Below are 22,441 nucleotides of genomic sequence, written 5' to 3' on the forward strand. Positions count from 1 at the left end.
GAGAGCTGATGCGCGTCGAAGTGGACCTCGACAAGTGCACCGGACACGGTATCTGCGAAGCGATCGCCGAAGACGTGTTCGAGGTGACCGACGAGGGCGTCGTGGAGATCCACGGCAACCAACGGCCCGAATCCGACCGGGAGCGGATGCAGCAGGCCGTCACGCAGTGCCCGGCGGCGGCGCTGCGCCTGATCGGCTGAACCGCCGAATAGCGGGCCGCGGCTTACATCTATCGTTTTCGCAATGAGACCGATTCGACGGGCGGTGGCGGTGGTCGCCGCCGTCTTGACCGGGGCCGTCCTGGGGGCTGTAGTGGCCGGGTGCTCGGGCCCGTGGCCGGCGGCCGAGGTCACGCTGCCACCGGCCGAGACGGCGACGGTCGCCACAGTGGAACCACCGGATGCGGCGTTGGCGAACAGCCCGGTGGTCGCCGAGGCGCAGCGCAGCGTCGCCAAGATCCACAGCATGGCGCCGTCCTGCCAGAAGATCCTGGACGGCAGCGGGGTGGTCTTCGCGCCGAACCGGGTGATGTCCAGCGCCCACGGCGTCGCAGGCGCCACCGACATCACCGTGTCCGTCGACGGCGGGGACTATCCGGCCACGGTCGTGTTCTACGACCCCGACGCCGACATCGCGATCCTCGACGTGCCCGGGTTGCAGGCGCCGCCGCTGGCCTTCGCCGAGGAGGTGGCCCCGTCCGGCATGGACGCGTTGATCCTGGGCTACCCGGGCGGCGGGCCGTTCGTGGCCACCCCGGCGCGCATCCGCGACGTCATCGAGCTCAGCGGGCCCGACATCTACCGCACCAAAACCGTGCACCGCGAGGTGTACATCGTGCGCGGCGGGGTGCGCCAAGGCGGATCGGGCGGCCCGCTCATCGATCTGAACAGCCGCATCCTCGGCGTCGCGTTCGGCGCAGCCGTCGAGGACCCCGACTCCAGCTTCGTGCTCACCGCAAAACAGCTCTTCGGCATGGCGGTCAGCGCGAACGGTTCGGCGCCTGTGCCCACCGGCGAGTGCGTGAGCTAGCGACCGGGCATCGGCCGCACCAGCACCGACTGCTGAATGCCTGCGACGGCGCCGGTTTCGTCGAACAGCGAGCCGATCGTCGTGCCGATGCCGTCGGGCCCGTAGTTGGTGTCGGCGCGGATGCCGATCCACTCGCCGTCGGGCACCCGGTGGATGTGGACGACGAGGTCGGTGTTCATGAACGTCCACTTGGTGGGGTCGAGTTTGGTGCCGATGCCGTTGGCGTCGTCGGCGACGGCGAACAACCGCTCGAGCTGGGTCATGGTCTCGCCGTTGACCAGATCGACTTCCGGTTTGATCCAGGATTCGCCGGGTTCCTCGCTGAGCGGCTTCGTCAGCCATCGCCAGTCGAGGCTGTGCACGTAGTTGCGGTCCCAGTCCTTTTTCATATCGCGGCTGCGCGCCTCGCTGACCGGGCGCAGCGGCGGCGCGGACGCCTGCAAAAGGGTCGCCGTGTCGATGGTCTTCAGCCGCCATCCGCTGGCCTTGGCGACCGGGCGCGGCTCGCCGTCGGGGCCGCGTGCAAGCATCTCGGCGCCCACCAACTCGATCTGCCTGCCGGCGCGTTCGATTCGCGACCGCACCCACAGGTCGCCTTCGGCGGGAACACCGCCGAGCAGATCGACCATCACCCGGCTCAGCCGCGTGTCGGGGCGAGGCTGGCACCGGTGCAGACCGCGTACCAGCAAGGCGGACACCGGCGCGGCGTGCTGGATGCTCGCCGACCAGGTGCTGCGCACCAGATCGGTTGCGGCGAACCGCTCGCCGAGCGGATCGGTGCCGTCGATCAGTTCGTAGTACGAGTCGCTCATGGCAGGCCGGCTCCGGGGATCTCGACGGTCGTCGTGTCGACGCGGGAATGTTTGGTGCCGGCCAACCGCTTCGGGTAGGCGTCGGCGGCCGACACCAGGAACAGGGTGCGCCGCTGCGGGCCGCCGAGCATGCAGGCGATCGCGGCCCGGTCGCCGATGTCGATGCGGTCGGAGACGTTGCCGCCCTCGGTGATCCGCTCGAACTGGTGCGCCAGGGTCATCGCCGCCCAGACCCCGCCGTCGGCGTCGAGGCAGATCCCGTCGGGTGGGCCGTCGAGTCCGTCGGCGAAAATCCGTCGATCGCTCAACGACCCGTCCGGTGCGACGGTGAACGCCGTAAACCGTCGCCCGACAGACTCCGCGACGATCAGGGTGGCCCGGTCCGGGGTGAGCGCCATCCCGTTGGGGAAGGCGAGGTCCTCGGCGACGACGGTCGAGGTGCCGTCGGGGTCGACCCGCATGATCACGCCGCCTTCGAAGGCTTGTGATCCGACGTAGGCGCGGCCGACGTCGTCGATCACCATGTCGCCGAGGTCAGCGGGTGCGGTCGCGGACAGATCGGCGACGGTCGTCACGGTGTCGCCGTCGTAGCGCAGCACCGCGCGCTTCGCGGTCGAGACGATCAGCAGCGAACCGTCGGGGGAGAAGCCCAAACCCGAAGGGGCGTGACCGGGTAACGTCAACGTGGTCATCGCGCCCTGCAGGGTCACCGTGTGCACGGCCTCGCCGAGCATGTCGGAGAACCACAGCAGCCCTTCGAACCAGCGTGGGCCTTCGCCGAAGCAGAACCCGTTCGCCAGCGGGCTCAACACCTCGACACCTTTACAAATCACGCGCTAAGTGTCACGCTCGCAGGGTGTTACTGTCAAATGGGCGCAGGTCATGAAGCGATACCACGGCCACACCCTCCTCTACCTCCACGAGACGATCGACCTCGGCTCCGGTCCTGCCGAGCGCTTCACCGAGGTGTTCAGCGACGTGTATCACCCGATGATGGCCGAACTGGGGGCGCGGCTGTTCGCGATCTGGGAGACCACCCCGTACAACGGCCACTGGCCCCAGGTGACGATCATCTGGGAGATCGACCAGTTCGCCGACTACGCGCGCATTGGCAGCGCGCAGGCCCGCGGCGGCAGCCACGAAGCGGCCGCGGCGAAATGGTCGCAGTTCCTCGCCGAGACCGGTGCCCGCGGTGAGGGCCGGATCATGTACGCCGGCAGGAGCAACAGGACGCTGGCGCAGCTGCAAGAGGCCGACTTCACTGCCGGACTGGTGATCCAGGAGATCATGCAGACCAAACCCGGTCGCCAGGACGACTACATCCGCGAGCTCGAGCGCCTCTACGTACCGTGGTCGGAGCGCACCGGTAAGCGCTGGCTCGGTTCGTTCATCACGACGTTCCGGTTCAACGAGGTCATCCACTACTGGGCGCTGGAGGGCGACTGGGACTGCTTCGCCAACCACTACCCGTCCTGGAAAGACAACCCGCCCGCGGAGATCGTCACCTGGATGAGCGTCGCACCCGCCCTGCGCGACGGCTGGGAGGACTCCATCCTGGCGGCCCTGCCCCCATCGCCACTGCAATGACAACCACTGCGCTGAAAACGTTTTCCTACGATCCGTTCGACCCGGCTGTGATGGCCGATCCGCTGCCGTACTACCGGGTGCTGCGCGAGAAGTACCCGGTGTACTACGTCGAGAAGTGGGACACCTACGCGCTGTCGCGGTTCGACGACATCTGGCGGGTGCTGGAGGTCAACGACGGCACCTTCGTCGCCTCGGAGGGAACCTTGCCCGCCGCAACGGTTCTGGCGCACCACAACGACGGTCCGGTGCCCGACCCGCCGCTGCATCCGATGCCGTTTCACGCCAACTTCGACAGCCCGATCTATGAGGGTGTGCGCCGCTGCACCGCCGGACAGTTCCGGCCCAAGTCCGTTGCGGCGCTGGCCGACCGGATCCGCACCCTGGCCAACGAGCGTCTCGACGAACTGCTGCCGCGCGGATCCTTCGATCTCACCCAGGATTACGGCGGTATCGTCGCCGCGTCGGTGGTGTGCGACCTGTTGCGAATGCCGGTCGAATTGGCACCCGAGGTGCTGGCCACTGTCAATGCGGGCAGCCTCGCCCAGCCGGGCAGCGGCGTGGAGGTGGCCAACGCCCGGCCCGGTTACCTGGAATACCTCATTCCGCTGGTGCAGCGCAGCCGCGCTGAGGCCGGCCACAATCCGATCGCCGACAACCTTCTGGACTACCGACTGCCCGACGGGTCGGCGTTCAACGACGTCGAAGCCGCCACCCAGATGCTGGCCGTGTTCATCGGCGGCACCGAGACCGTGCCGAAGATCGTCGCGCACGGATTGTGGGAACTCACTGAACATCCCGACCAGCTGGCGGCCGTGCGGGCCGACGCCACGGCCAACGTGCCCGTCGCGCGCGAGGAGATGATCCGCTACTGCGCGCCTGCGCAGTGGTTCGCCCGCACCGTACGCAAACCGTTCACGATCGCCGACACCACGCTGGCCCCCGGTGCCAGGATCATCACCCTGCTCGCCTCGGCCAACCGCGACGAACGCGAATACCATGACCCCGACGCGTTCGTCTGGAACCGGCCGATCGAACGGCTGCTGGCGTTCGGCCGCGGTCAACACTTCTGTCTCGGTGTGCATCTCGCGCGTCTGGAGATCGCGGTCCTGGTGTCGGAGTGGCTGCGCCGTGTACCCGAATGGCGCATCGACGGCGAATCCGCGTCGCGGCCGCCGTCGAGTTTCCAATGGGGTTGGAGCAGTGTTCCCGTCCAGGTGGAGGTCTGACGTGTGGTCCTACCGGCTGGTGGCGCCCTACAGCTTCGAACGCCACGACGTCGCCGAGATTTCACCCGAGTCACTGGGTGACCGCCAGGTGCTGCTGCGGTTCCGCGCCGCGGGGGTGTGCGGCAGCGACCTGCCGCCGTTTCGCGGTGTGCGCGGCAAGATCGCCGGCGATGCGGGCCAAAGCGCCGCGGAGAAACCGGGATTCCCGATTCACGAGGTGGTCGGTGAGGTCATCGCAAGCCGGCACCGCAGCCACGGCGTCGGTGATCCGGTGGTGGGCTGGGCGTCGGGTTTCGACGGCCTGATGCAGCATGTCGTCGCCGATGGCGACGGGTTGGCGCCCTACGATCCGGCGCTGAGCCACCAGCATGCGGTGGCCCTGCAACCGCTGGCCTGCGTGCTGTACGCGATGGAGCAGATCGGCAGCGTCAAGGGCCGCCACGTCGGCGTTATCGGGCAGGGCTCGATCGGGCTGCTGTTCTCCTATGTCGCAAAGGCTTTCGGGGCTCGCCGGGTGACGGGTGTGGATCCCGTCGACCGCGACGGCATCGGACAGCGCTTCGGTGTCGACACCATCGTGCGCGCCACCAGCGACCGGTGGATCAGCCACCTGAGCCCCGACGACCGTCCGGATGTCGTGATCGAGGCTGTCGGCCATCAGGTCGCCACCCTCGGCCACGCCATCGAGGCGACCGCACCCGGCGGCACCGTGCTCTACTTCGGGGTGCCCGACGACGACAGCTATCCGATCAGCATGCGGACCATGCTGCGCAACAACCTGACGCTCAAATCGGGGGTGACCCTCGAGCGGCGCCGAATGCTTTCTGCCGCCGACGACTTCGCCCGCCAACACCCCGACCTGCTTCCGGCCTACGTCACCCACACGTTCGGTGTCGACGATGTCCAGGCGGCTTTCGAGCTGGCGTGCCGGCCGGTACCCGAACGCGTCAAGATCGCGATCGTCGAGTGACCAGCAGACTGCAGCAGGCACTGGCCGCCAAAGCGCAGGTGTGGGGCGGCTGGGTGGTGGGCCCGACCATCATCGGCCCGGAGGAGTTCGCCCACGCCGGCTACGACTACGTCGGGTTCGACCTTCAGCACGGATATCTCGATGACGCCGACGTCGCCCTGCTGTTGCGCCGCCTGGAGCACGTGCCGATCGGCACGGCAGTGCGGTTGGCGTCGGCGGATCCCGCACCGATCGGCCGGGTCCTCGACGCCGGCGCCGACGCGGTGATCGTGGCGATGGTCGAATCGGCCGAACAGGCCGCTGCCGCCGTCGCCGCCACCCGGTATGCGCCCGCCGGGGTGCGCAGCTACGGTCCGCTGCGGGCCGGCCTGGGCCGCGAACCCGCCGAGCACGAGGCGCGGGCGACGGTGCTGGCGATGATCGAGTCCGCGCAAGGGCTTTCGGCGCTCGACGAGATCTGCGGCGTACCCGGTCTTTCGGGAATCTACGTAGGTCCCGCCGACCTGGCCATCAGCCTCGGACACAGCCCCGCGCAGGCCTGGACCGCGCCGGCCGTGCAGGACGCGATCACCCGCGCCCACGCCGCCGCAACAGCGGCCGGGCTGATCGCGGGTATCCACGCCGGCGCCGGCCCGCAGGCAAAGGCGATGGCGCAGCATGGGTTTCAGATGATCACGCTGGCCTCGGAGTCGCAGGCGTTGCGCCGGGGGGCCGCCGACTACCTGCGGGAGGCGCAGTGACGGTGCGCGACCGGGTCGCGCTGGTGACCGGCGCCGCGCGGGGGCAGGGCGCGGCGATTGTGGCGCGGCTACGCACGGACGGGTTCCTGGTCGCCGCATGCGACGTGCTGCCCATCGACAGTCCGGACGAAGGTGTTCTCACGGTCGCGCTCGACGTCACCTCCGAAGACGAGTGGCGCGCTGCGGTCGAGGCCACCGTCGACCGGTTCGGCACGCTGACCACGCTGGTGAACAACGCCGGGGTGCTGCACCGCGCCGCGCTGGCCGACGAGACCCCGCAGGGCTTCACCACCAGTTGGCGGGTCAACTGCCTCGGCCCGTTTCTGGGCATCCAGGCCGCGCTCGAGCACCTTCGGGCCGCCGACGGCGCGGCGATCGTCAACACCTGCAGCACCGGCGCCATGCGTCCGTTTCCCCACCACGCCGCCTACGGCTCGTCGAAATGGGCGCTGCGCGGGCTCACCCAGATCGCGGCCGCCGAACTGGCGCGCGACGACATCCGGGTGAACGCGGTGTTTCCCGGGCCGATCGCGACACCGATGCTCGACGACGCGACCCAGAGCCGGCTCACCGCGTCGTTCGGCCCGCTCGGCCAACCCGTCGAGGTCGCCGACGCCGTCGCGTTCCTGGTCTCCGATCAGGCGTCGTTCATCACCGGTAGCGAGCTTGTCGTGGACGGAGGGCAATGCCTGCGCATCGGATGAGCCCGTCGGTCGGCATCATCGGCGCCGGACCGGGCGGGCTGGCGCTCGGAATCTTCCTGCGCAAAGCGGGGTTCGAGAACTTCACGATCTTCGATCGCGAAGACGGCGTCGGCGGCACCTGGCGCATCAACACCTATCCGGGGCTGGCGTGCGACGTCAAGTCGCACCTGTACTCGTACTCCTTTGACCTGAACGCGAACTGGTCGCGGTTGTGGTCGGCGCAGCCCGAGATCCTCGAGTACTTCGAAAACTGTGCGCGGCGCTACGCATTGGAGCCGCACCTGCGGCTGCACACCGAGATCGTCGCGGCGCACTGGGACGGCGAGCAGAACAACTGGCGGCTGACCACCGCCGACGGCCAGACGTACCGGTTCGACGTCGTGGTCTCGGCGGTCGGGTTGTTCACCCGGCCGGTGATGCCCGAACTGACCGAAGAGGAGCCGTTCACCGGAACGCTGATGCACACCGCGCGCTGGGACCACTCGGTGGATCTGGCCGACGCGCGGGTGGCGGTCCTTGGCACCGGATCCACGGCGGCACAGCTGGTTCCCGAGGTGGCCAAGGTCGCCAAGAGGGTGTACTCGGTGCAGCGTTCACCGACATGGGTGCTGCCCAAACCCGATCGCGCCTATTCCGAGCGCGAGAAGCGGGTCTTTCGCTACGTCCCGTTGGCGAAGAAGGTCTATCGCACCCGGCTGTGGCTGCGCAGCGAGGCCAACATCTCGGTGATCGAGCACGGCAGCGACAAGACCCGGCAGTTCCGCGATATCGCGCTGCGGGTCCTGGAAGCTACCGTGCCCGACGCCGAACTGCGGGCCAAGCTGACCCCCGACCACCCGCTGGGCTGCAAACGGTTGGTGTTCGCCACCGACTACCTGCAGGCGTTGACCCAGCCGCACGTCGAGGTGGTCGCCAGCCCCGCGCGGGCGGTGCGCGCCCGCAGCTTGATCACCGAGGACGGCAGCGAACTCGACGTCGACGTGGTGCTGTGCGCGACCGGCTACGCCGCCGCCGACTATTTGGGTCAGCTCGACGTCGTCGGTGAGCGCGGGAGGACGCTGCGGCACACGTGGCGTGACGGCGCGCACGCCTACCTGGGCATGACCGTGCCGGGCTTCCCGAACTTCTTCATGCTCTACGGTCCGAACACCAATGTCGGCTCCAACAGCGTCATCTTCGTTCTCGAAGCCCAGGCGCATTACGTGGTGCGCGCGCTGAAGTACCTGCGCCGCAAGAACAAGCCCTACATCGCGGTTCGGCCGTCGACCACCGCGGCGTTTCTCGCCAAGATCGACGAGTGGATGAAGGGCACCGTGTGGCTGACCCGGTGCAGCAGCTATTTTCGCGCCCCCAACGGCAGGGTGGTCACCCAGTGGCCGCGCAGCGCCCGCGCGTTCTGGGCGATGACGCGCCGCTTCCGGCCCGCCGACTACACGTTCGAAGCGCCGGCACCCTCGAAGCCGGCTGGTGCCGAAGCGCATACGGCCGCCAACCGGTAGCCGGCCGTGGACATCGTCGAGCGTCTCGATCCCGCGCTGCGCCACCTCGCCGAGGCCCGCACCGATCTGACACCGAGCGTGCTCGGGGTCGTACGGGATTCGCTGAACCAGCGCCGCGCCGAAGCTGCCCGCGGTATCGACACCATTGGAGTCGAGGTCGAGAACCGCACGGTGGCGTCGATCCCGGTGCGGATCTACCGCGGCACATCGTCGCCGGCGCCCGCGGTGATCTACTGCCACTCAGGGGCGTTCGTGCTGGGAAACCTCGACACCGATCACCGGCAGTGCGTCGAGTTCGCCCGACGGGGCCGCTGCACCGTGATCTCCGTCGACTACCGGTTGGCGCCCGAGCATCCGTACCCGGCCGCGTTCGACGACGCGTCGGCCGTGCTCGACGGTGTGGTGGCCGGCGCGTCGGCGCTCGGCATCGACACCGCCCGACTGGCGGTCGCGGGCAGCAGCGCCGGCGGTGCGCTGGCGGCGCGGCTGGCCCAGCGGGCGGCAGCCGGATCGGCGCCGCCCGTGAGGTTTCAGCTACTGCACCAACCGGTGCTCGACGACCGCGCGACGCCGTCCAAAAAGGAGTTCGGCACCACCCCCGGTTTCGACGGCCCGGCCACGGAGGCGATGTGGCGCCACTACCTGGCCGGCCAGCCGGTGACCGCCGACGCCGCTGCTGCCCGCAGCGGCGAGCTATCTGGTGTGCCAACGGCTTTCATCAGCTGCTCAGAGCTGGACCCGCTGCGCGACGAGGCCATCGACTACGCCACCCGGCTGCTGCGGGCCGGGGTGGCCACCGAACTGCACGTGTTCGCGGGCACCTGCCACGGCTTCGATTCGCTGTTGCCGGACTGGGAGATCAGCGAGCAGTTGTTCGCCCTGCAGGGCGCCGCGCTGCGTCGAGCGCTGCACGGCCCCTCGTGACTTGTGTGCGTTTTGTTGCGCGTGGCGCGCCTAAACGCACACAAATCACGTCAGTTCCCGAGCGACCGCGGCGTGGTAGGCGTCGATGTGGGCCGGGTTGACCGTGCGGAAGAACCCGTCGGGCAGCGGAGCGTGCTTGTAGGCCTCGATCGTCATCGTCCTGGTGAACAACGTGACGTGCTGCCCGGGGCGGGTGAAGTGGTACTGCACCGTGATGCGGCCTTCCATGCCGCCGTTGCCGTCGGCGTCGTGGCCGAGGCGCCCGACCGAGTTGAAGACCCACATGCTCGGGCGCATGGCGATCGCCAGATGCCAGGTGAAGATGCGGGCGCCGTCGGGTCCCGACTCGGTCCAGGTGTCGCCGACCTTCAGCGGCAGACCCTCAGGTAGACCACCGATGTGGGCGCTGCCCGGATAGGTCTTCGTCCAATTGGCGGGGTTGGTGACGAAGTCATAGATCACCTCCGGCGGCTGGTCGAAGGTGGTTTCCGACGTCGTGGTCACGATACCCATGCGGACACTTTACAAAGAAGCATCGAAATGTCACGGTGTCTCGGTGGACTTCTCGCACGTGCAACTGTCCGACGAGGACCGGGCGTTCCGCGACGAACTGCGAAGTTTCCTGGGCACCATCGTGACCGACGACGTCATCCGCCGGGACCGCGAGACCGGCGAGAACTTCGACGAGGGCGTACATCTGGCGCTGGGCGCGCGGGGCTATCTGGCCGCCGACTTCAGACCCGAGTCCGAGGGCGGCTTTTCCGCCGTGCGCCGCCGCATCTGGGAACTGGAGATCGGCCGCGCGCACACCCCGTGGTTTCACTGGCCCACCACGGCCATGGTCGCGCACACCCTCGAACAGTTCGGGTCACCGCAACTGCGCGACGAAGTGCTGCCCAAGGTGCTCTCGGGGCACTACCGGCTGTGCCTGGGCTACACCGAGCCCGAGGGCGGTTCGGACGTCGCCACCTGCAAGACACGTGCGGTGCGCGACGGTGAGAGCTGGGTTGTCAACGGCTCCAAGATGTTCACCTCCAACGCCCACAACGCCCACTACGTCTTCCTGATCACCAACACCGACCCCGATGCGCCCAAACACCAGAGCCTGACCATGTTCCTGGTGCCGCTGGACAGCCCGGGTGTGGAGATCCAGCCGTTGCGCACCGTCGACGGTGACCGCACCAACATCACCTACTACAGCGACGTGCGCGTCGACGACCGATTCCGCGTCGGCGAGGTGAACGGCGGTTGGGCGGTCTTGCGCGAAGCGCTCAACGCCGAACACGGCACCGTCGAACGCGACGCCGAGGGTCTGCAGAAGCTGGCGACCATGACCGAGCATCTGCTGCTGCTGGGCGAGGCCGTCGACCGGGTCGCGGCGGTGGCAAGCGACGACGACGCGGTGCGATACCGGCTGGGCCGCGCCATCGCCCGGATGGAGGCCGCGGCCAGCGCCCCCGAGATGTTCGGCCGGGTCGCGATCGCGCAGACGATGCGCGACGTCACACCGGATCTGATGGACATCCTCGGCACCGCGGCGGCCCTGCCCGTCGACACCGACGGCGCCGCCGACGACGGGGCAGTCGAGTACCTGTTCCGGTTGGCCGTACCGACCGGTATCTACGGCGGCACCCTTGAGGTGTTCCGCAACATGATCGCCCAACGCGCGCTCGGCCTCGGCAGGCCCAACTACTCACCGCCGGCCAAGCGGCCCGCCTAGAGTTCGGCGATCACCTCGGCGGCCAGCAGCTCCAGCGTCTCATCGGATCCGCGGTCGTGGGTGAACAGCACGATCTGGCCGAAGCCGAGCTCCTGCAGCTCGCGCAGCCGGTCGACGATCGCCGGCGGTGTGCCGACCAGCCCGCCTTCTTTGAGCCCGAACGCCGGTAGGCCGAAACGCTTTTCGGCCAGCTGCTGCACCGCGGGCAGCGACGAGTCGTCGGGCGCCAGCGCCATCACCGCCTCGACCGACAGCACGATCGTCGACGGATCTCGGCCGATGTCGTCGCAGAGCGAACGCAACACCGACGTCTTGTGCGCGAGTTCACCGAGCGCATAGGTGGGCACGTTCCACACATCGGCATAGCGCGCCACCAACGGCAGCGTGAACTTCTCGCCGACCCCGCCGACGACGATCGGCGGGCGCGGTCTGCGGGCCGGCCCCGGTTTGATCGGCATGTCCGACACGGTGAAATGCTTGCCGGTGAAGTCGATCACCTCGTCGGTGAACGCCTGGTGCAGGATCTCGAGCGTTTCACCCAGCCGCTCGGCGCGTTCCCGAAACGTTCCCCACGCCAACCCGGCCCGGTTGTGCTCGTCTTCGATCGACCCGCTGCCCAGGCCCAACTGCAGCCGGCCCGCCGAGATCTGATCGAGCGTCGTTGCCATCTTGGCCAGCACCGCCGGGTGGCGAAACTGGTTGCACAGCACCATATGTCCGATCTCGATGCGTTCGGTGTGGCTGAGCAGCGCCGTCGCCAGCGTCCATGCCTCCAGCGAGGGGTAGTCGGGCACACCGGGGCCGTAGAGGTGGTCATAGAGCCACACCGAGTCGATGCCGAGCCGCTCGCAGCGCCGGGTGCGGTGCAGGATCTGGTCGTAGGTGAAGCCCATCTGCGGTAGGTAGACGCCGATCTCCGGCTTGGTCATCGACACCGTTCCCATCGTCAGATCCTGTACTTTCGGCTGCCCGCATGGTAACGACATTCTCAGAAATCAAGAAGACGGTTCTAGAACGGAGCACCTTTATGCGGTTCGCGTTCACGCATCCGATGCACAGCCATCCGTACAACCCGGAGTTGGTGACCGGTTCGGGCATCGCGGCGGTGGCCGCTGCGGCCGAGAGGGCCGGCTTCGACGGGTTCGGGTTCACCGACCATCCGGCGCCCACCGAGCGGTGGTTGCAGGCCGGCGGGCACGATGCCGTCGACCCGTTCGTGGCGATGGGGTACGCCGCGGCCACGACGACGACGTTGCGGCTGATCCCCAACATCGTGGTGCTGCCGTACCGCAACCCGTTCGTGGTGGCCAAAGCGGGCGCCACGCTGGATCTGCTGTCGGAAGGCCGGTTCACGCTCGCGGTCGGGGTCGGGTATCTCAAGCGGGAGTTCACGGCGCTGGGTGTGGAGTTCGACGAACGCGCCGCGCTGTTCGAGGAGGCGCTGGAGGTCATCCGCGGGATCTGGACTACCGACGACTTCTCCTACGAGGGCCGGCATTTCACCGCCAGCGGCATAACGGCGCATCCGCGCCCGGTCAGCGACCCGCACCCACCCATCTGGATCGGAGGCAACACCGCCGCGGCCCGCAGGCGCGTCGTCGCGTTCGGCGACGGTTGGTGTCCGTTCGCCGCGCCGGCCATGCTGGCGCGGACTGCACGCACCGCGGAGTTGGACGCGGACGGCCTGGCCGCGGGCATCGATGATCTGCGCAGACGGTTCGATGAGGCGGGCCGGGACTTCTCGCGCGTCGACGTCACGTTCACCAACGCCGACGGCGGCACTCCCGGCAGCGACGGCTTCAACGCCGACGCCTACCTTTCCGGGCTGGAAAAGCTTGCCGCCCTGGGGGTTACCTGGGTACAGGTCGGTCTGCCCGGCGACAGCCTCGCTCATGTTCTCGACACCATCGAGGAGTTCGGGAAATCGGTGATCGCCGCCGCGTGAGCCGTCGCGTCGATCAGGTTCCTGTGGGGCGCGCCGCGGGCTCAGGCAGTTCGGCGAGCACGTCGGCGCGCGCGTCGTCGAAGCTGAAAAAGCCCTTGATGGGCAGGGTCTCGGGCAGCGGGTCGTCATAGCTGAAGGCCACGTCGTCGACAACCTCGTCGCCGATCACCGCCGACCAGTAGGTGGCGTAGCCCTTGTAGTTGCAGTAGCTGGTGGTGTCGGAGCGCCGCAGAAGATCGGTGCGCACATGGGCCGGATCGACGTAAAGACGGGTCTGCACCGCGGTCTCGAACACGATCACGGTGTCGGTGGTGTCGACGAGGGTGGTGTCGGCGACCGTGACGCGCAGGCGGCGGTTGCTTGGGCGGCAGTCGACGCGGTGATACGGGTTGGGCGGGTAGTGCACGAGCCGGCGCCCTTCCTCCAGCCAGGTGTCCACGGCGTCCCACGGCACCCGCACGAACCCGGGCGCCTCCGAAACCGGCTCGCGCGGAAGGTCGCCGACCTCGTCGGCCGGGAAGGCGTAGCTCAGCGGATGACCGCGTCGGTGTACCAGCAGCACGTGTTCGGTGTCGATGACCGCGCGACCGTCGCGCATCGCCTGCACGCGTCGGGGATGCGGCTCGATGTAGACCACCTCGGGCAGCGCGGGGAAGAACCATCCGGCGGGATCCGTGCTCAACGGACCGCGCCCGGCGACCAGACTCATAGACACCACCCTGACAAACTTTCCCAGCCGCCGAAACCGGTATCCCCGCAGGCGCTTACTCGGTTTCGACACGAGATTCCGGCGAACCTCGTAACCTTTACAGATAGGTGTAAAAATGTCACGCTTTAGGTGTGCCGCCCGCACGCGATGGACTGATCGGATAGGACTGACATGGCGACCCGACCCATCACCGCGCCCGACAAGGTCGACGAGGAAGCAAAGGAAGCCGAACGCCACCAGCTCACCGTGGTGGCCGCCAGCGTCGCCGATCTGGTTGCGGCGTCGGGCGGCTGGATCTATGACCGGGCCAGCGCTGGCTGGACCGTCAACGTGCTGGTCGATACCGACGACGTGCGGGCGCTGACGATCCTTGGGGCCACCCCGATTTCGGCGCTGGACCCCTCGGCGGCCGGCGCGTTGGCGGTCAGCGCCGACCTGCTGCGCAGCGACGCGGAACTACGCGACAAGGTGCTGACGCTGTGGAAGTCCGCAGCCACCGAGGTGACGGTGTGGGGGCAGTCCTGGCCTGATGAACTGGGCCGTCGCATCGATCCGCAGCAGCACCGACTCAGCGTCGCCGCGCGGGCGTTCAAGGCGCACGCGTTGGCTGCCGCGCGGGTGCCGCAGCGCAGTCTCGGCGCCACCGAAACCCTGTATGACCTCGGGGCCGAAGCGTTTCGGCCGGTGTATCCGGTCTAGCGGATCCAGCCGCGGCGGCGCAGCCACCAGTCACGCGCGACGAACGCGACGATGAGCGCAGCGAAGCCGATGAGGAACACGTCCTCGACGTGACCGATGTGGTTGCCGTGCATCAAGACCAGCAGAAACGCGGCCGCCAACAGCCCACCGATGTGAATGGCCTTGGGGTTCTCCTTCGACCAGCCCCATTCGGCCGACGGCACATCTTCGACGTCAACATTGTTGGCGCCGGTACGTCGCTCAAGCTCGGTGCTGGGCACGGCTGCTCCTTAAACGGTGATCTTCGGTGCTAGCCCACATTCTGGCACAGGCCTACTACACGCCGCCGTAGGGTGATGCCTCATGACAGCGCAGTTCGACGGCAAGGTCGCGTTCATCACCGGTGCGGCGCGGGGTCAGGGCCGTGCGCACGCCGTCCGGTTCGCCGAGGAAGGCGCCGACATCATCGCGGTTGACCTGTGCGAGCAACTCGACAGCGTCGAATATCCGATGCCGACCCCGGAGGATCTCGACGAGACCGTCAACCTCGTGGAGAAGACGGGGCGGCGCATCGTGGCCGAACACGGTGACGTCCGCGACTTCGCGCGGTTGAAGGAGATCGTCGACCGTGGCGTTGCCGAATTGGGGCGCATCGACTTCGTGCTCGCGAACGCGGGGATCTTCCCGGCGATCGGGGACCGGCGCAACGAGATGGCCTCGTTCGTCGATGCCGTCGACATCATGCTCAAGGGCGTGTACTACACGGTCGAGGCGGCGCTGCCGGCCCTGCTGGGCCACGGTGACGGCGGCGCCGTGGTCATCACCAGTTCCGCGGCCGGGCTCAAATCCGTCAGCTCGGGCTACGACACCATGAGCCACGGCGCGGCCGGCTACACCGCGGCCAAACACGGTGTCGTCGGTCTGATGCGCCACTATGCGAACTCGTTGGCGGCCAAGAACATCCGCGTCAACTCCGTGCATCCCGGCGGCGTGGCGACACCGATGATCCTCAACGAGGCCGCCGGTCGCTTCGTCGAGGAGCACGCCGGTTTCGGCGTCGCGCAGCAACCGCTGCTGCCGGTTCCGCCGGTGGAACCGGAGGCGATCAGCGATGCGATGGTCTACCTGTGCGGGGACTCCGGCCGGTACCTGACCGGGGTGACGTTGCCCGTCGACGGCGGCCTGACCGCCAAATAGGAGTAGCGATGGAGTTCTGGTCCGGCACCGCCTTCATGAAGACGTCCGAGACCGTCGCGGTGGCGCAAATGTTCGACGAGGCCGGCTACGACGGCATCGTGTGTTCCGATCACCTCATCTATCCGCGTGAGCTGTCGTCGCCGTATCCCGACTCGCCGACCGGCAAGCCGATGTGGGCTCCGGAGACGGCGTGGCCGGACTGCTGGGTGCTGATCGGCGCGATGGCGGCGGTGACCCGGCGGCTGCGGTTCTCCAACGCCGTCTACATCGCCCCGGCACGCCCGCTGCTGGAAGTGGCCAAGCAGGTCGCCACCGCGTCGGTGCTCTCCGATGGCCGGGTGTCGCTGGCGGTCGGCGTGGGCTGGATGCGCGAGGAGTACGAGCTGCTGGGCCAGGACTTCAGCACCCGCGGCGCACGGCTCAACGAAATGATCCCGGCGTTGCGCGAACTGTGGCGCGGCGGCTGGGTGTCGTTCTCCGGCAAGCACTATCAGGTGCCCGAGATGATGATCGAACCGCATCCGGAGCGCCCGGTGCCGATCCTGTGCGGCGGGGAGTCGGAGGCGGCGCTGCGCCGGGCTGCGCGGTTGTGCGACGGCTGGGTCGGCTACGCCTATCTATTGGACGACGCGATGGCCTACGTCAACAGGCTCAACGAGCTGCGCCGCGAGTACGGCCGGCAAGACGAGCCGTTCGAGATCATCCTCGCGCTGCTCGACCCGCCGTCACCGGATCTGTACAAGCGTGCCGAGGATCTGGGCATCACCGCGGTGATGTGCAGTCCGTGGGCAGGGCTGGACCTGCCTCCGGGAGACGTCGAGCGGTTCCGCGCACCGATCGAACGGTTCGCCGAGAAGGTCATCCAGAAAGTGCGCACATGAGGGCAAGCGAGGCGCCGGAGGCGGATCGCGCATGACTTTTGAGGCCGGCGAAGTCCGCGAACTGGTGGAGGGTCTGTACGGCGCGATCGACCGGCGGGACTGGTCGACGCTCGAGGAGCTCGTGTCACCGCGGGTGGTCGTCGAAGTCGGCAGCGCCGGGCCGATCGGATGGGACGCGTGGCTGACGCAGCTGCGGGAGTTCAGCGAGGCGTTTCCCGACGGCCGCCACGTCATCGAGGAGGTGCTCGTCGACGGATCCCACGGGGTGTCGCGCTGCCGCTTCGAGGCGACGCACCGCGGCGATTTCCGCGGTATCGCGCCGACGGGCAACCAGGTGTCGGTCGCGGGAATTCACATCGACCGCTTCCAGGGTGATGCGCTGGTGGCCCATCGCGGGCAGCTCGACATGCACGGGCTGCTGCAGCAGCTCTAGTCGCGGCAAGAAGCGCGGGGAAGACAGGGCACAATGGATCGGTGAGCAACAGACAGCGGGTGCTGCTGCTGGGCAGTACCGGCTCGATCGGCACCCAGGCGCTGGAGGTCATCGCCGCCAACCCGGACCGGTTCGAGGTCGTCGGGCTGGCCGCAGGCGGCGGCAACCCGGACCTGCTGGCCCGCCAGCGCGCCCAGACCGGCGTGACCAATATCGCCGTCGCCGACGCCGCCGCCGCCGAGCGCGTCGGCGACGTCACCTACGCCGGACCGGACGCGGCGACCCAGCTGGTCGAGAGCACCGAAGCCGACGTCGTGCTCAACGCGCTCGTCGGCGCGCTGGGGCTCAAGCCCACCCTCGCGGCGTTGGCCACCGGCGCCCGGCTGGCGCTGGCCAACAAGGAATCCCTGGTCGCCGGCGGCCCGTTGGTGCTCAAGGCCGCCGAACCCGGACAGATCGTGCCGGTGGACTCCGAGCACTCCGCGATGGCCCAGTGCCTGCGCGGCGGCACCCCCGACGAAGTCGCGAAAATCGTGCTCACCGCGTCGGGCGGCCCGTTTCGCGGCTGGACCGCCGAGCAGCTCGAAACCGTCACCCCCGAACAGGCCGGCGCCCACCCCACCTGGTCGATGGGCCCGATGAACACCCTGAACTCGGCGTCGCTGGTCAACAAGGGCCTGGAACTGATCGAAACGCACCTGCTGTTCGGCGTGCCCTACGACCGCATCGAGGTGGTCGTACACCCGCAGTCGATCGTGCACTCGATGGTGACGTTCACCGACGGCTCCACGCTGGCCCAAGCCAGCCCACCCGATATGAAGCTGCCGATCGCGCTGGCGCTGGGCTGGCCGTCGCGGGTGCCCGGCGCGGCGCTGGCCTGCGATTTCGCCACCGCATCGAGGTGGGACTTCGAACCGCTGGACGACGCGGTGTTTCCGGCCGTCGACCTGGCCCGCCGAGCCGGTGCCAAAGGTGGCTGCCTGACCGCGGTGTACAACGCCGCCAACGAAGAAGCCGCCGCGGCGTTTCTGGACGGGCGGATCGCGTTCCCGGGCATCGTGCGCACCATCGACGACGTGCTGCGCGGTGCCGACGAATGGTCGGCCGAACCCGCTACCGTGGATGAGGTACTTGACGCCCAGCGGTGGGCACGGGACCGGGCACGCAGCGCGGTCGAACGAGAGGTTGTCGCCACCAGATGATGTTCGTAGTCGGTGTCGTGCTGTTCGCGTTGGCCATCCTGGTGTCGGTGGCCTTGCACGAGTGCGGGCACATGTGGGTGGCGCGCGCCACCGGGATGAAGGTGCGCCGCTACTTCGTCGGGTTCGGCCCCACGTTGTGGTCGACGCGGCGGCCCAACAGGCTCGGGCAGACCGAGTACGGCGTCAAGGCGGTCCCGCTCGGCGGCTTCTGCGACATCGCGGGGATGACCGCGGTCGAGGAACTGGAGCCCGACGAGCACGAGCGCGCCATGTACAAGCAGAAGACGTGGAAACGCACCGCGGTGCTGGCCGCCGGGCCTGGGATGAACTTCGTCATCGGCCTGGTCCTGATCTACGCCATCGCGGTCATATGGGGGCTGCCGAACCTGCACCCGCCCACCGCCGCCGTCGTCGGCGAAACCGGTTGTGTGGCATCGGAAGTGGTCAGAGGCGAGCTCGGGGAGTGCACCGGCCCCGGCCCGGCCGCGCTCGCGGGCATCCAGGGTGGCGACACGATCGTCGCGGTCGGTGACACCCCGGTGGCCGACTTCACCGAGATGGCCGCCGCGGTGCGCGAACAGACCGGGCCGACACAGTTGACCGTGCAGCGTGACCAGGACGGCCAGACCCGCGAGTTCACCACCGTCGTCGACGTCACCCAGACCCAGCGCTGGACCGCCGAAGGCGAGGGCGGGCCGGCGACGGTCGGGGCGATCGGGGTCAGCGCCGCGCGGTTCGGCCCGACCCAGCACAACGTGCTCTCCGCGGTGCCGGCGACGTTTGCCTTCACGGGCGATCTGGCCGTCGAACTCGGCAAGGCGCTGGCGAAGATCCCGACCAAGGTCGGCGCGCTGATGCATTCGATCAGCGGGGGCGAACGCGATCCGGAAACCCCGATCAGCGTCGTCGGCGCCAGCATCATCGGCGGTGACACCGTCGACGCGGGCCTGTGGGTGGCGTTCTGGTTCTTCCTGGCGCAGTTGAACTTCGTGCTCGGTGCGATCAACCTCGTTCCGCTGCTGCCGTTTGACGGAGGTCACATCGCGATCGCGGTCTACGAGAAGATCCGCAACATGATCCGTTCCGCGCGCGGCATGGTGGCCGGGGCGCCGGTGAACTATCTGCGGCTCATGCCCGCGACTTACGTAGTCTTGGTGGTGGTGGTCGGCTACATGCTGCTGACCGTGACCGCTGACCTGGTCAATCCGATCAGGCTCTTCCAGTAGGAGAGATACACATGACTTCCGCCGTCGGCGTCGGTCTCGGAATGCCGGGACTGCCCGCCCCGACGTTGGCACCGCGGCGCAAGACCCGCCAGTTGATGGTGGGCGACGTCGGGATCGGCAGCGACCATCCGATCGCTGTGCAGTCGATGACCACGACCAAGACCCACGACGTCAATGCGACGCTGCAACAGATCGCCGAGCTGACCGCGACCGGCTGCGACATCGTCCGGGTCGCGTGCCCGCGTCAGGAAGACGCCGACGCGCTGGCCCAGATTGCCAAGCACAGCCAGCTCCCGGTGATCGCCGATATCCACTTCCAGCCCAAGTACATCTTCGCCGCGATCGACGCCGGATGCGCGGCCGTGCGGGTAAACCCCGGCAACATCAAGGAATTCGACGGCCGGGTCGGTGAGGTCGCCAAGGCCGCGGGCGCGGCGGGGATTCCGATCCGCATCGGCGTCAACGCCGGATCGCTGGACAAGCGCTTCATGGAGAAGTACGGCAAAGCCACCCCGGAGGCGCTGGTCGAGTCCGCGCTGTGGGAGGCGTCGCTGTTCGAGGAACACGGCTTCGGCGACATCAAGATCAGCGTCAAGCACAACGATCCGGTCGTCATGGTCGCCGCCTATGAGCAGCTGGCCGCCCAGTGCGACTACCCGCTGCACCTCGGGGTGACCGAAGCGGGCCCGGCGTTTCAGGGCACCATCAAGTCCGCGGTGGCCTTCGGGGCGCTGCTGTCGCGCGGGATCGGCGACACGATCCGGGTCTCGCTGTCCGCGCCGCCCGCCGAAGAGGTCAAGGTCGGCAACCAGATCCTGGAATCGCTGAACCTGCGGCCGCGCTCACTGGAGATCGTGTCGTGCCCGTCGTGCGGGCGCGCGCAGGTCGACGTCTACAAGCTGGCCAACGAGGTGACGGCCGGGCTCGACGGGCTCGATGTGCCGCTGCGCGTCGCGGTGATGGGCTGCGTCGTCAACGGTCCGGGTGAAGCCCGCGAGGCCGACCTGGGCGTCGCCTCCGGCAACGGCAAGGGGCAGATCTTCGTCAAGGGCGAGGTGATCAAGACGGTGCCCGAGGCACAGATCGTCGAAACCCTGATCGAGGAGGCGATGCGGTTGGCCTCGGAACTGGGCGAGGCAGCCGGGGACGCCGGTGGCGGCGACGGCGGTGAAACAACCGGGAGCGGTTCGCCGATTGTCACCGTAAGCTGAACGTGGCTTCGCCAGCGCAGCCACCCACCGCCGGGATTGGTTAGAAAGAGTCTCCATGTCGGCTCCGCCGCTGTTTCGTCTCGCAGAGGATCGACGGGTGTCGGTGGTGCGCGACGTCGGCGCGGTGATGCGGGTGCTCGACGAGGATCCGGTCGGATCCTGCATGGTCACCTCGCGGGTCGCCGAACACGGTGTGGAGCCCTCGGCGATCGGCGGTGAACTTTGGACGCGGCGACGGGTGAACGAATCCCTGTGTTTCGCCGGCGCCAACCTCATTCCGTTGCGCGGTCAGACAACCGATCTGGAGGCGTTCGCCGACAAGGCGACCAGCACGGCGCGGCGCTGTTCGTCGTTGGTGGGTCGCGCCGAGTTGGTGCTGCCGATGTGGCAACGCCTGGAGCGCACCTGGGGTACGGCCCGTGATGTGCGTGAACACCAGCCGTTGATGGCGTTGAGCGCGTCGCCGCAGTGCGCCACCGATCCGGGTGTGCGGCCGGTGCGCGCCGACGAACTCGACGCGTACCTGGTGGCCGCCATCGACATGTTCATCGGCGAGGTCGGTATCGACCCGCGGATCGGCGACGGCGGACGCGGCTACCGGCGTCGGGTCGCCGGGTTGATCGCCGCGGGCCGGGCATGGGCGCGTTTCGACCGCGGCCAGGTGGTGTTCAAGGCCGAAGTCGGTTCGCAGTCGCCGTCGGTGGGACAGATCCAGGGCGTGTGGGTGCACCCCGACTACCGCGGCCGCGGGCTGGGCACGGCGGGCACCGCGACGCTGGCGTCGGCGATCGTGCGCAGCGGCCGGATCGCCAGCCTGTACGTCAACAGCTTCAACACCGTCGCCCGCGCGACATACGCGCGCATCGGCTTCGCCGAGGTCGGTACGTTCGCCACGGTGCTGCTCGACTGAGAACGTTCTCGTTACGCTCAGAGAATGACCGACGTGGACCCGAGGGTGGCGCGCAGAGAGATCGCCGATGCGCTGATGCGTGCGCTCGAACACCGTCACGAGCTGCTCGACGTCATCGTCGAGGCCGACGACTACGACGCGGCCATCGAGGCGATCGCCGCGCACCTCGGCACGTCGGCCATGGCCGCCGAAGCGGTGTTGCGGCTGTCGTTCGACCGCCTCACCAAGGTGGCGCGGCGCCGGATCATCGCCGAACTCGAGGATCTCAACAACCAACTCAGCTTCACCATGGGCGAGCCGGTCCCTCCCGTCGACACCATGGTGCTGCGGCCGTTCAACCCCGATGAGGACCGCGACGTGTTCGCGGCGCGCACCGCCGACGTGCGGGAGGCGGGGGACGGGTCGCGTGCACCCGCCGGTGACCTCGACGAGGAGATCCGGGCCGGGCTGCGCCGCGTCAACGCCGAAGAGGCCGCGTGGCTGGTAGCCGTGCACGGGTCGCGCAAGATCGGCATGGTGTTCGGCGACCTGGTGTCCGGTGAGGTCAACGTGCGGATCTGGATTCACCCCGAGCACCGCAAACAGGGCTACGGCACCGCCGCACTGCGCAAGTCGCGGACCGAGATGGCCGCGTATTTCCCGGCGGTGCCGCTGGTGGTGCGCGCACCGGCCGCCGGGTCCTGAGGCCGCGAACGTTCCTTACCACGCGAGTTTTCGCCGAATTTTCGAGCGGTAAGGAACGTTCGGCCGCCGAGCGAAGTACCCCGGCTTGCGCCGAGATCGACGCTTTGGTCGATTTCACCCGCGTTTTCCCGCCAAAGCGTCGGTCTCGGCGAAA

General features: G+C 68.3%; 26 protein-coding genes. 20 read left to right on the plus strand and 6 right to left on the minus strand.

Annotated elements, in window-relative coordinates; all coding sequences use genetic code 11:
- Positions 1-8 precede the first annotated feature (8 nt).
- Both ABQE93_RS14625 and ABQE93_RS14630 read left to right on the plus strand, forming a co-directional pair.
- Positions 9-200, plus strand: a complete 192-nt coding sequence (locus ABQE93_RS14625; protein ID WP_448408356.1) for a ferredoxin — start codon at positions 9-11, stop codon at positions 198-200.
- 43 nt (positions 201-243) lie between these two features.
- On the plus strand, positions 244-1,029 hold the full coding sequence (locus ABQE93_RS14630; RefSeq protein WP_448408354.1) for a MarP family serine protease: 786 nt from the start codon (positions 244-246) through the stop codon (positions 1,027-1,029).
- Here ABQE93_RS14630 and ABQE93_RS14635 read toward each other — a convergent pair.
- A complete protein-coding gene (locus ABQE93_RS14635; RefSeq protein WP_448408353.1) occupies positions 1,026-1,841 on the minus strand; it encodes a thioesterase family protein in 816 nt (271 codons plus the stop codon). The genes ABQE93_RS14630 and ABQE93_RS14635 overlap by 4 nt on opposite strands.
- Complete coding sequence (locus ABQE93_RS14640) at positions 1,838-2,674, minus strand: SMP-30/gluconolactonase/LRE family protein (RefSeq protein ID WP_448408351.1); 837 nt, start codon at positions 2,672-2,674, stop codon at positions 1,838-1,840. Before ABQE93_RS14640 ends, ABQE93_RS14635 begins: the two co-directional genes overlap by 4 nt.
- Positions 2,675-2,723: 49 nt before the next feature.
- Between ABQE93_RS14640 and ABQE93_RS14645 the strand changes: the two genes are divergently transcribed.
- From ABQE93_RS14645 to ABQE93_RS14675, 7 genes are read left to right on the plus strand one after another with little or no spacing between them, the layout of a single operon-like run.
- On the plus strand, positions 2,724-3,428 hold the full coding sequence (locus ABQE93_RS14645; protein WP_448408349.1) for an NIPSNAP family protein: 705 nt from the start codon (positions 2,724-2,726) through the stop codon (positions 3,426-3,428).
- The gene (locus tag ABQE93_RS14650) at positions 3,425-4,654 is read left to right on the plus strand and encodes a cytochrome P450 (protein ID WP_448408347.1); all 1,230 of its coding nucleotides are present in this window, start codon (positions 3,425-3,427) and stop codon (positions 4,652-4,654) included. Before ABQE93_RS14645 ends, ABQE93_RS14650 begins: the two co-directional genes overlap by 4 nt.
- Position 4,655: 1 nt before the next feature.
- Complete coding sequence (locus ABQE93_RS14655; protein WP_448408345.1) at positions 4,656-5,624, plus strand: zinc-binding dehydrogenase; 969 nt, start codon at positions 4,656-4,658, stop codon at positions 5,622-5,624.
- Positions 5,621-6,364 carry an HpcH/HpaI aldolase family protein gene (locus ABQE93_RS14660; protein ID WP_448408343.1) on the plus strand — a complete coding sequence of 248 codons (744 nt, stop codon included), beginning with the start codon at positions 5,621-5,623 and terminating at the stop codon, positions 6,362-6,364. The genes ABQE93_RS14655 and ABQE93_RS14660 overlap by 4 nt, the downstream gene beginning before the upstream one ends.
- Before the next feature lie 2 nt (positions 6,365-6,366).
- Entirely contained in the window at positions 6,367-7,068 is a 702-nt protein-coding gene (locus ABQE93_RS14665; protein WP_448408702.1) for an SDR family NAD(P)-dependent oxidoreductase, read from the plus strand.
- Complete coding sequence (locus tag ABQE93_RS14670) at positions 7,050-8,567, plus strand: flavin-containing monooxygenase (RefSeq protein ID WP_448408342.1); 1,518 nt, start codon at positions 7,050-7,052, stop codon at positions 8,565-8,567. The genes ABQE93_RS14665 and ABQE93_RS14670 overlap by 19 nt, the downstream gene beginning before the upstream one ends.
- 6 nt (positions 8,568-8,573) lie before the next feature.
- Positions 8,574-9,491, plus strand: a complete 918-nt coding sequence (locus ABQE93_RS14675; protein WP_448408341.1) for an alpha/beta hydrolase — start codon at positions 8,574-8,576, stop codon at positions 9,489-9,491.
- A gap of 45 nt (positions 9,492-9,536) precedes the next feature.
- On the opposite strand, the gene ABQE93_RS14680 is transcribed toward ABQE93_RS14675, so the two are convergent.
- On the minus strand, positions 9,537-10,004 hold the full coding sequence (locus ABQE93_RS14680) for an SRPBCC family protein (RefSeq protein WP_448408340.1): 468 nt from the start codon (positions 10,002-10,004) through the stop codon (positions 9,537-9,539).
- A 43-nt stretch (positions 10,005-10,047) separates the two neighbouring features.
- On the opposite strand from ABQE93_RS14680, the gene ABQE93_RS14685 reads away from it, so the two are divergent.
- Positions 10,048-11,211, plus strand: coding sequence for an acyl-CoA dehydrogenase family protein (locus ABQE93_RS14685; protein ID WP_448408339.1), 1,164 nt, complete (start codon positions 10,048-10,050; stop codon positions 11,209-11,211).
- Here ABQE93_RS14685 and ABQE93_RS14690 read toward each other — a convergent pair.
- Complete coding sequence (locus ABQE93_RS14690; protein ID WP_448408701.1) at positions 11,208-12,140, minus strand: LLM class flavin-dependent oxidoreductase; 933 nt, start codon at positions 12,138-12,140, stop codon at positions 11,208-11,210. The genes ABQE93_RS14685 and ABQE93_RS14690 overlap by 4 nt on opposite strands.
- Before the next feature lie 98 nt (positions 12,141-12,238).
- Between ABQE93_RS14690 and ABQE93_RS14695 the strand changes: the two genes are divergently transcribed.
- Positions 12,239-13,156 (plus strand): LLM class F420-dependent oxidoreductase, encoded by a 918-nt coding sequence (locus tag ABQE93_RS14695; RefSeq protein WP_448408338.1) that lies wholly within the window; start codon positions 12,239-12,241, stop codon positions 13,154-13,156.
- 13 nt (positions 13,157-13,169) lie between these two features.
- On the opposite strand, the gene ABQE93_RS14700 is transcribed toward ABQE93_RS14695, so the two are convergent.
- Positions 13,170-13,865 (minus strand): DUF427 domain-containing protein, encoded by a 696-nt coding sequence (locus tag ABQE93_RS14700; RefSeq protein WP_448408336.1) that lies wholly within the window; start codon positions 13,863-13,865, stop codon positions 13,170-13,172.
- Positions 13,866-14,036: 171 nt separating this feature from the next.
- On the opposite strand from ABQE93_RS14700, the gene ABQE93_RS14705 reads away from it, so the two are divergent.
- Positions 14,037-14,564, plus strand: coding sequence for a hypothetical protein (locus ABQE93_RS14705; protein WP_448408334.1), 528 nt, complete (start codon positions 14,037-14,039; stop codon positions 14,562-14,564).
- Here ABQE93_RS14705 and ABQE93_RS14710 read toward each other — a convergent pair.
- On the minus strand, positions 14,561-14,824 hold the full coding sequence (locus tag ABQE93_RS14710) for a DUF2631 domain-containing protein (protein ID WP_448408333.1): 264 nt from the start codon (positions 14,822-14,824) through the stop codon (positions 14,561-14,563). The genes ABQE93_RS14705 and ABQE93_RS14710 overlap by 4 nt on opposite strands.
- 82 nt (positions 14,825-14,906) lie before the next feature.
- On the opposite strand from ABQE93_RS14710, the gene ABQE93_RS14715 reads away from it, so the two are divergent.
- Genes ABQE93_RS14715 through ABQE93_RS14750 form a run of 8 tightly spaced genes read left to right on the plus strand, consistent with a single transcriptional unit; the run spans position 14,907 to position 22,287 of the window.
- Positions 14,907-15,740 (plus strand): mycofactocin-coupled SDR family oxidoreductase, encoded by an 834-nt coding sequence (locus tag ABQE93_RS14715; RefSeq protein ID WP_448408332.1) that lies wholly within the window; start codon positions 14,907-14,909, stop codon positions 15,738-15,740.
- Between the two features lie 8 nt (positions 15,741-15,748).
- A complete protein-coding gene (locus ABQE93_RS14720) occupies positions 15,749-16,621 on the plus strand; it encodes a TIGR03619 family F420-dependent LLM class oxidoreductase (RefSeq protein ID WP_448408330.1) in 873 nt (290 codons plus the stop codon).
- 31 nt (positions 16,622-16,652) lie between these two features.
- Positions 16,653-17,054: an ester cyclase gene (locus ABQE93_RS14725; RefSeq protein WP_448408328.1), complete on the plus strand. Its 402-nt coding sequence runs from the start codon at positions 16,653-16,655 to the stop codon at positions 17,052-17,054.
- A gap of 41 nt (positions 17,055-17,095) precedes the next feature.
- On the plus strand, positions 17,096-18,256 hold the full coding sequence (dxr, locus tag ABQE93_RS14730) for a 1-deoxy-D-xylulose-5-phosphate reductoisomerase (protein ID WP_448408326.1): 1,161 nt from the start codon (positions 17,096-17,098) through the stop codon (positions 18,254-18,256).
- Positions 18,253-19,482, plus strand: coding sequence for a M50 family metallopeptidase (locus ABQE93_RS14735; protein ID WP_448408324.1), 1,230 nt, complete (start codon positions 18,253-18,255; stop codon positions 19,480-19,482). Before dxr ends, ABQE93_RS14735 begins: the two co-directional genes overlap by 4 nt.
- A gap of 11 nt (positions 19,483-19,493) precedes the next feature.
- Positions 19,494-20,693 (plus strand): flavodoxin-dependent (E)-4-hydroxy-3-methylbut-2-enyl-diphosphate synthase, encoded by a 1,200-nt coding sequence (gene ispG, locus ABQE93_RS14740; protein WP_448408322.1) that lies wholly within the window; start codon positions 19,494-19,496, stop codon positions 20,691-20,693.
- Between the two features lie 55 nt (positions 20,694-20,748).
- Complete coding sequence (locus ABQE93_RS14745; protein ID WP_448408320.1) at positions 20,749-21,603, plus strand: GNAT family N-acetyltransferase; 855 nt, start codon at positions 20,749-20,751, stop codon at positions 21,601-21,603.
- 24 nt (positions 21,604-21,627) lie between these two features.
- Positions 21,628-22,287: a GNAT family N-acetyltransferase gene (locus ABQE93_RS14750; protein WP_448408318.1), complete on the plus strand. Its 660-nt coding sequence runs from the start codon at positions 21,628-21,630 to the stop codon at positions 22,285-22,287.
- Positions 22,288-22,441: the final 154 nt, after the last annotated feature.

Source organism: Mycolicibacterium sp. XJ662, assembly GCF_053484035.1.